Source organism: Testudinibacter crocodili, assembly GCF_006228025.1.
GTDB lineage: Bacteria > Pseudomonadota > Gammaproteobacteria > Enterobacterales > Pasteurellaceae > Chelonobacter.
Map to the genome: position 1 here is coordinate 1 of NZ_VDHF01000006.1, position 7,982 is coordinate 7,982.

Consider the following 7,982-nt stretch of genomic DNA (forward strand, 5'->3'; position numbering starts at 1 on the left):
CATTTTGTCTACTATGCCTTTAAAATATAAACAAAGATCAACAGACCCTATAATCAACCGTGATTATTTATACTTTTTATGGTACTCGTTACGAATTTCAAGCAACTTTTCCGCTTGCTGTTTCGCTTGTGCCAAATCGCCACTTTCTGCGGTTTTAATCGCTACGTCAGCTTGATTAATCAAGGTTTGCAAGCCTTGCTTATAGTCATTAACTTCTGCACTGTCAGGGGCTTTGTCATGCAAACTATAAGGCAGCGCCTGCTGTTTAGCATTTTCGACGGTTTGACTGAAGGTTTGCAACGATTGGATAAACTCTTGGCTGCTGTCGGTTTTCAACGCGGCAGAAACACTTTTACCCATGGTTTGCATATCCCCTTGCAAATTTGCCACTGCCGATACGCTGGTCATGGTTGCCAGCGCCAATACCGCACTTCCGACCACTGCTTGCCATTTTTTAGATAATGTCATTTTAAATCTCCCACAAAATATCGCCAATTCCCCAAATGGAACAAGCGTTAGAAAAATGATTATATGCGTTTCACTGCTTCGGCAATACGTTCTGCCGATTGCTGCGCCAACTCAGCGTCAGCACATTCAACCATAACACGAATCAGCGGCTCGGTTCCTGACTTTCTTAATAAAATTCTTCCGTTTCCGTCTAATTCTTTCTCCACTTGTGCCGCAATTGCCTTCACACTGTCATGTTCCAGCGGATTGGCACCGCCGCTGAAACGCACATTAATCAACACCTGCGGGAACAATTTGACCGCACTTGCCAATTCATTCAGCGACATTCTTTGTTGCACCATCGCTGCCAGTACTTCTAATGAAGCGATAATGCCGTCGCCAGTGCTGTTTTTGTCTAAGATAATGATATGCCCTGAATTTTCACCACCGAATTTCCAGCCGTGCTCTTCCATTTTTTCCAACACATAACGGTCACCGACATTGGCACGCACAAACGGAATCGAAAGCTGTTTCAACGCCACTTCCAACGCCATGTTACTCATCAACGTGCCGACCACTCCGCCCGATAATTTGCCGGCACGCAATGCTTCACGGGCAATAATAAACAGAATTTGATCACCGTCAACAGCATTGCCCAGATGATCAATCATAATCAAGCGGTCACCGTCGCCGTCATACGCCAAACCGACATCGGCTTTCGACTGCAACACAATTTCACGCAGCGCATGAATATCGGTAGCACCGCACTTTTCATTGATATTCAGCCCGTTTGGTTTGGTGCCGATCTCGATCACTTCTGCTCCGAGTTCGCGCAGCACATTTGGCGCAATATGATAGGTAGCGCCATTGGCACAATCGACCACAATTTTGTAATTTTCTAGACTGAGCGCCGCCGGGAAAGTGCTTTTGCAAAACTCAATATAGCGCCCAGCCGCATCGCTGATCCGACTGGCGCGCCCCAGTTCCGCTGATTCAACACAATCCATCGGCTGTTCCAACATGGCTTCAATCGCCTGTTCTACATCGTCCGGCAACTTTGTGCCTTTGTTGGAGAAGAATTTAATGCCGTTATCCCAATATGGGTTATGCGAGGCAGAAATCACGATACCGGCTTCAGCACGGAAAGTGCGGGTCAGATACGCCACCGCCGGGGTCGGCATCGGGCCAATAAATGCTGCCGACAAACCAGCAGCAGCCAGCCCGGCTTCAAGTGCCGATTCCAACATGTAGCCTGAAATCCGGGTATCTTTGCCGATTAACACTTTGCGACTGCCCTGCGTTGCCAACACTTTACCAGCCGCCCAACCGAGTTTTAACGCGAATTCAGGGGTGATGGGAAATGTACCGACTTTGCCACGGACGCCGTCAGTACCGAAATATTTACGTTCTGCCATAATGAAATTCCTTTTGTTGTTCTGTTAAATAATACGTTACGCTTGTTGCATCGCCTGCCAGACTTTTAGCGCATCTGCCATTGCGGCAACATCATGTAACCGCAAAATCGACGCTCCGTTGATTGCCGCCAGCAATGTTGCTGCCACGCTGCCAACCATTCGCTGTTCCACTGGTTTATCCAGCAATTGCCCGATCATACTTTTGCGTGAAACACCTGCCAATACCGGATAGCCCAGTTCACTAAAAACCTTTAACTGTTGTAATAATTGATAATTATGCTGCAATGATTTGCCAAATCCAAAGCCGGGATCCACAATGATATGTGCTTTTTTGATACCCGCAGCAATGCACTGCTCAGCACGTTGGCGCAAAAAATCTGCTACTTCTGCCACCACATTCTGATAGTGTGGTGCTGCTTGCATAGTGCGTGGTTGCCCCTGCATATGCATGATACACACTGGTAAATCCAGCTCAACCGCAGTTTGCAGCGCATTTTCTTGCTGCAATGCCCGAATATCGTTGATCATATCCATACCAACTTTTGCGGCTTCGTGCATCACAAGCGCTTTGGAGGTATCCACTGAAATCCAGCAGTCAAAACGTTGTCTGACCGCTTCCACCAGCGGCACAACCCGTTGCAACTCCTGCGCTAAAGAAACTTCCGCCGCCATCGGACGGGTGGATTCTCCACCGATATCAATAATATCCGCACCATCTGCCAACATTTGCTCGACGTGGTAAAGCGCTTTGTCCAGTTGGTAAAACTGACCGCTGTCGGAAAATGAATCGGGGGTGAAATTCAGAATTCCCATAATTTTAGGAAGCGATAAATCCAAAGTGCGGTTTTGATGGCTGATTTTCATAAAAATGTAATGTTAGCCTTAATGTAATGTTAGTCTTGATGAAAGTATTGTTCTGCTTGCGGCAGCATTTGGTACGGGTCAGGATACGCATAGTCGAAATCCAATTCTTGTACGATTTTATTGCCATGTACAATACGCTGCAAATCCGCTTCGTCAGTCACAAAGTGCGGTTCGTCCAACGCCAACAACTGCGCCATTTTCTTATAATAATCCGCACGTTTCGGGTGCTGTGGCGCACTCAGATGATACAAGCGTTTATATCCTCTGGTTTCTAGCAATAGCTGCATCGCCAAAATGCAGTCGGTCTGATGCACCAGATTGACCGCTTGGTTGCCGCCTTTGATCGCTTGTCTGCCTGCCAAATGACTGACCGGATGGCGATCGATCCCGATCAGTCCGGCAAGACGCAAAATATCACAATCAACACCGTTTAACGCCAACAGCCAGTTTTCAATCTCATACAGCGCATGTCCGACATCAGATTCCGGTTCAACCGCACTTTCCTCATGATATTCACCATCTTTTTGTGGAAAAACCGAAGTCGAGCTGATAAACAGCAAATGCTGTACCCCGTGCAGCAGGGCTTCGTTGACCAGATTCTTGATACCCTCGACATAACTGCGAGTATCAAAAAAATATTGGCTCGGCGGAATATTAATAATCAATGAATCTACCGAAAGCAGCTCGTTCAGATCATCGGGATCGGCATCAATTTCCGGCGTCAGCTGTACGCAATAGGCTTCCAGCCCGTTCAAGCGTATGCTTTCTGTGCCTTCGTGGGTGCGTTTGCTGCCTTTCACGTTCCAGCCGATCCGTTGCAAATGTTTTGCCAAAGGAAATCCCAGCCAGCCCAATCCCACGATTGCTACCGAATTCATCTCGTCTTATCCTCTCTCTTTGTTGTGTGTTGTCGGGTGTGTTGTCATTATTAAATGCTGCATTTGCCCACATAACATACTGTGTCGCTGCATTATCACCAATCGATGCGGTTGTAGCAAGTCATCAATCCGCAACAGTAAGGTTGTACCCAATTTTCGACTGAAGTAATCCGCTGCACGACGTAGCCCACTAATTTGCTGAGGCGCAAATTTATCCCAAATCGAAATAACGCCGCCCGGCTTCAATACTCTGACTGCCTCTTGCAACAACGCCTGTGGCTGATCAGTCACCGCTAAAATTAAATGTAGCAGCACCAGATCAACACTGTTGTCTGCCAAGCCTGACAATTCAGCACGACCTTGTTGCAACGTGAGTGCCAACGGATGTCCTGCTGCTTGTAGTTGCTGCTGTAACTGTGCACTTTGTCTCAGCATTTCTGCTGAAAAATCCACCCCTAGCACCGCACTTTGCGCCGGCAAATAAGGCAGATCCAAGCCACTGCCACACCCAGCGATGTAAACCTCTAACGGTTCAGCCAGTGCTAAACGCTGAAACAGTTGCTGTCGCTGTGATGCTACCGTTTTCAATACCAGATTATAAAATTTAGCATAGCTGTCCCAACGCCCGGCACCAACCATATTTATTCCTCAGTGATATTCATCAACGTGCGGTTGGCTCTGTCGTTGATTGTGCTGTAAGCTCCTCTACGGCTTGCTGCACCAACCACGGGCAAGGACGGAAACGCTCGCCGTGTTGTGCCATCATCAGTTCCAGCTCTGCCACAATCGTCGCAGCACCAACATCACGCATATAGGCATAAATTCCGCCTCTGAATTCCGGGAAAAACATGCCTAAAACTGAAGCTACATTACCTTCATTTTGGTTGCTGATAATTTGCTCTTGCAAACAATAAGCCGCTTCATTCAGCATCATCAAAATACAGCGGCGCACAATTTGCTCCGGTTCTAAATTGTTTTCTACCGTGATGTCCAGCACTTGATAGATGCTTTTATCCACTTGGGTACGATTGCCACTACGAGAATGGTACAAATAAAAACCACGCCGATTTTTGCGCCCTTTGCGCTCATTTAACAATAATTGATCGACTTTATGCGGTAAGGCAAAGCGGATACCAAAGCGACGTTCCAACGTCGGCAACGCTTTCACCAAAATATCCAGTCCCATTTCATCAATCATCGCCAATGGACCGACTTGAAAACCAAACTCCAACAACGCACGGTCAATGGTGCCAACGGCTTCACCGTCCAAAACGCAATAATAGGCTTCTAATAGATACGGAATCAGCACTCGATTAATAAAAAATCCCGGTGAGTCTTTGACCAACAACGGAATTTGCCCTTGCTCGATCACCAAGCTGATCGCTTTGGCAATCGTTTGTTGTGAGGTACCTTGTGGCGATAACTTTCCTTGCACGTTTCGCTGTAAAAAGTGCGGTACAATTTCCACCATACGACGCTGGCTGACCGGTGTAAAATAGTGTACACCAATGACATTTTGCGGACGCTGCGCTTTGGCAGCAATCTCTGCAATCGACAGCGTGAGGGTATTACTGGCAAAGATGGTGTTCTTATCGTAGTAACTTTCACTTTCTTCAATCAGATTTTGTTTCAATTGCAGATCTTCATACACTGACTCGATCACAATATCCGCCGTCTGTTTGCCGATAAAACGCTCGCCGCCACTGATCAAATAAATTTTTTGCAGCAATTTTCCATAAGGCAGATGACCGCGATCCACCTCTTTTTGCAACAGCAAATAACTGAGACGCAGCGCCTTTTGCACCCCGTCCGGGTTAATATCTTTAATTCGCACTGGCAAACCGGCGCGAGCAGCAGTGATATACGCAATCCCTGCGCCCATAAAACCGCTGCCCAACACCGCAACTTTTTTAATTTTGTCGTCGCTTTGCAAATCGTGGTATTGGTGGCGCATTTCTCGGTTAGTTTGCTCCATTCGTCGCAATACTGCTGAGGTTTTATTGCCAAATAATTTCACAAAACAATCGCTTTCCGCACTTGGCAATGCTTCTTGCCGCTGTTTAAACAACTGAATAATCGCTTTGGTTGCCGGATAATTATCAAACGCTTTCAACCAAACTTGTTGCTCGACCTGCTCAATCAAATAACGCCGCAGCCAAGCAATATTTTCCGCTTTAAAACGTAAACGGTGATAGCCTTTTTTCACGTTCTGCAACGTAGACGACATCTGGTTATTAATGTGGCTGACCGCAACCTGAAATAGAATGGCTTTTGGTACGACTTCATCAATCAGCCCTTTCTCTAATGCGTGGTTTACGCTGATTTTATTGCCGGAAAGCAACATCAATAATCCTGGTTTCAAGCCAATTTGCGCCGTTAACAGTACACAACCGCCAGCAAACGGTAAAATCCCTGATTTCACTTGCGGCATCGCAAAACTGGTTTCAATATCGTCCGTTGCCAAGCGGTAATCGCATGCCAACGCCAGCTCCAATCCAAGACCGAAACAACTGCCTTGTACCGCACAAATTGTCGGTACAGTCAGTGCCTTAATTTTTTGGATCAAATACTGACACTGCTGGCTAAATTGATACAATTCCGCATCACTTTTCTGTTCCAGTGGGGATAACGAAAAACCTTGTACAAAGCTATTTTCTTTGCTTGAAACAAAAATCACACCGCGCAACTGCCAAGCCGGCAATTGATCGAGCAATGCCTGTAAATGCTCAATAAAACACTCGTCTAACCAATTTTGTTTTTTAGCACTGATATTGAATGCGATAACAGCAATATTGTCCTGATAAAAACTCAGACGAAACAGATCGGCATGTGCATCATTCTGATACTCGGCTTTTGCTACAATTTGATAATCGGTTTGCATTTTTATACTTTACCTGTCCCTTTTCAGATTCACTGTTCCAAGCCTATTCTCTTTCCAACACCATCGCTGCACCCAGCCCACCCAAACCACCGGAAGCAATCAGTGCGGTTTCGCCTCCTTGACGCTGCAACTGGTGCAATGCTTGAATCAACACTCGCAAACTAGTAATCGCTCGTGGCGAACCATATGCCAACGAACCACCATTGATATTAAATTTATCCATATCTATGCTACCAAGCGCCTGATCGCGCTGTAAATGGCTTTGAGCAAACTGCTGCGACTCAAACAGTTTCAAATTCGCCAACACCTGCGCCGCCGAAGATTCATGCATTTCAATCAGGTCAATATCGCCCAGTTCCATGTGTGCCCATGCCAACGCTTTTGCGGATGCCGCCGTTGCCCCCAGCAACATATTGTTCCACACGTCATTGCCGGTCAACGCAAAGCTTCGAATATAGCCCAGCGGCTGTAAACCGTATTGTTCCACCAGTTCTTCGCGCATTAACAACACCGCTGCAGCACCATCTGCCGGTTCGGAAACGCTCCATGCCGTGACAGTTTTATGCCGTCCCGACTGCAACGGTTTAAAACGCTGATAATAATCAGCGCTAGCTTGTGTGCTGATCATATTATCGCGCGTAACATAGTGTTTATAAGGTGCTGGGTGGGAAAGCATCACCTGTTCACTCATCACCCCTTGCTGCCACGCTTGTTCCGCTCGCTGATGTGAAAGTGCGGTATACTGATCCAGTTGTTCACGGCTCAAACCGAAGTTTTGTGCCATTTGTTCGGAAATATCACCCAATGAATAGCTGGTCAAAGCGTCACGCAAATTGACTTGCTGCAACTTTACATCGTCCCAAGAGAGGCGTTTGAATAAATTGAGTTTTTTTGAATAACTTGAAGTACGCAAAATATCACGCAGGGTGCGACTGACTTTTGGTTTTAAGCTGATTGGCGCATTCGAGATCGAATCTGCCCCACCAGCCAAGCCACAAGAGATCGAGCCACTGATAATCCCGTTACACACATTTGCCACCGCTTGCAAACCGGTGATGCAAGAATTGCTCAATGTGTAAGCCTGAGCATGCGGCATTGAGAGCGTCAAAGCAATTTCACGCGCCAAATTTGGCACGTCCGGCTGCTGAATCACCTGCCCAAAAATAAATTTTTCAACCACTTCACGCGCTAGCGGCAAACGATTTAGCAGCTCGTTGGTCACCATGATACCCAAGTCGGTTGCATAACACTCTTTAAACTCGGAATTTCGCCGCACAAAAGGCGTGCGCAAACCTGCCACCACGGCAATCCGTTCGCCACGAACGTTAACCAGTTTTTGTTGAATCGGCATTTACAAAACCTCAATTCTTATTAAGAATTCACCTTGCTATAGCATAGCAAATCCTTGCTGAAATTAATCCTGATTTTTTAGGGTCTGTTGATTTTTGTTTAGAATTTGAGCTATAGACTATTTTTCGCCAATACAAGGCAAAAGTT

General features: G+C 46.5%; 7 protein-coding genes. All 7 read right to left on the bottom strand.

Features of this window, described 5'->3' with window-relative positions:
* Positions 1–63: 63 nt before the first annotated feature.
* Genes FHQ23_RS00700 through FHQ23_RS00730 form a run of 7 tightly spaced genes read right to left on the bottom strand, consistent with a single transcriptional unit; the run spans position 64 to position 7,836 of the window.
* Positions 64–468: a cytochrome b562 gene (locus FHQ23_RS00700; RefSeq protein ID WP_139612595.1), complete on the bottom strand. Its 405-nt coding sequence runs from the start codon at positions 466–468 to the stop codon at positions 64–66.
* Between the two features lie 59 nt (positions 469–527).
* A complete protein-coding gene (gene glmM / locus FHQ23_RS00705) occupies positions 528–1,862 on the bottom strand; it encodes a phosphoglucosamine mutase (RefSeq protein ID WP_139612596.1) in 1,335 nt (444 codons plus the stop codon).
* A gap of 36 nt (positions 1,863–1,898) precedes the next feature.
* A complete protein-coding gene (folP, locus tag FHQ23_RS00710) occupies positions 1,899–2,726 on the bottom strand; it encodes a dihydropteroate synthase (protein ID WP_139612597.1) in 828 nt (275 codons plus the stop codon).
* Positions 2,727–2,755: 29 nt separating this feature from the next.
* Positions 2,756–3,604 (bottom strand): SDR family oxidoreductase, encoded by an 849-nt coding sequence (locus FHQ23_RS00715; protein ID WP_139612598.1) that lies wholly within the window; start codon positions 3,602–3,604, stop codon positions 2,756–2,758.
* A gap of 6 nt (positions 3,605–3,610) precedes the next feature.
* Positions 3,611–4,243: a class I SAM-dependent methyltransferase gene (locus tag FHQ23_RS00720; protein ID WP_139612599.1), complete on the bottom strand. Its 633-nt coding sequence runs from the start codon at positions 4,241–4,243 to the stop codon at positions 3,611–3,613.
* Positions 4,244–4,265: 22 nt separating this feature from the next.
* Entirely contained in the window at positions 4,266–6,485 is a 2,220-nt protein-coding gene (locus tag FHQ23_RS00725) for a 3-hydroxyacyl-CoA dehydrogenase NAD-binding domain-containing protein (protein WP_139612600.1), read from the bottom strand.
* A gap of 43 nt (positions 6,486–6,528) precedes the next feature.
* Positions 6,529–7,836, bottom strand: a complete 1,308-nt coding sequence (locus FHQ23_RS00730; protein ID WP_139612601.1) for an acetyl-CoA C-acyltransferase — start codon at positions 7,834–7,836, stop codon at positions 6,529–6,531.
* Between the last annotated feature and the right edge of the window lie 146 nt (positions 7,837–7,982).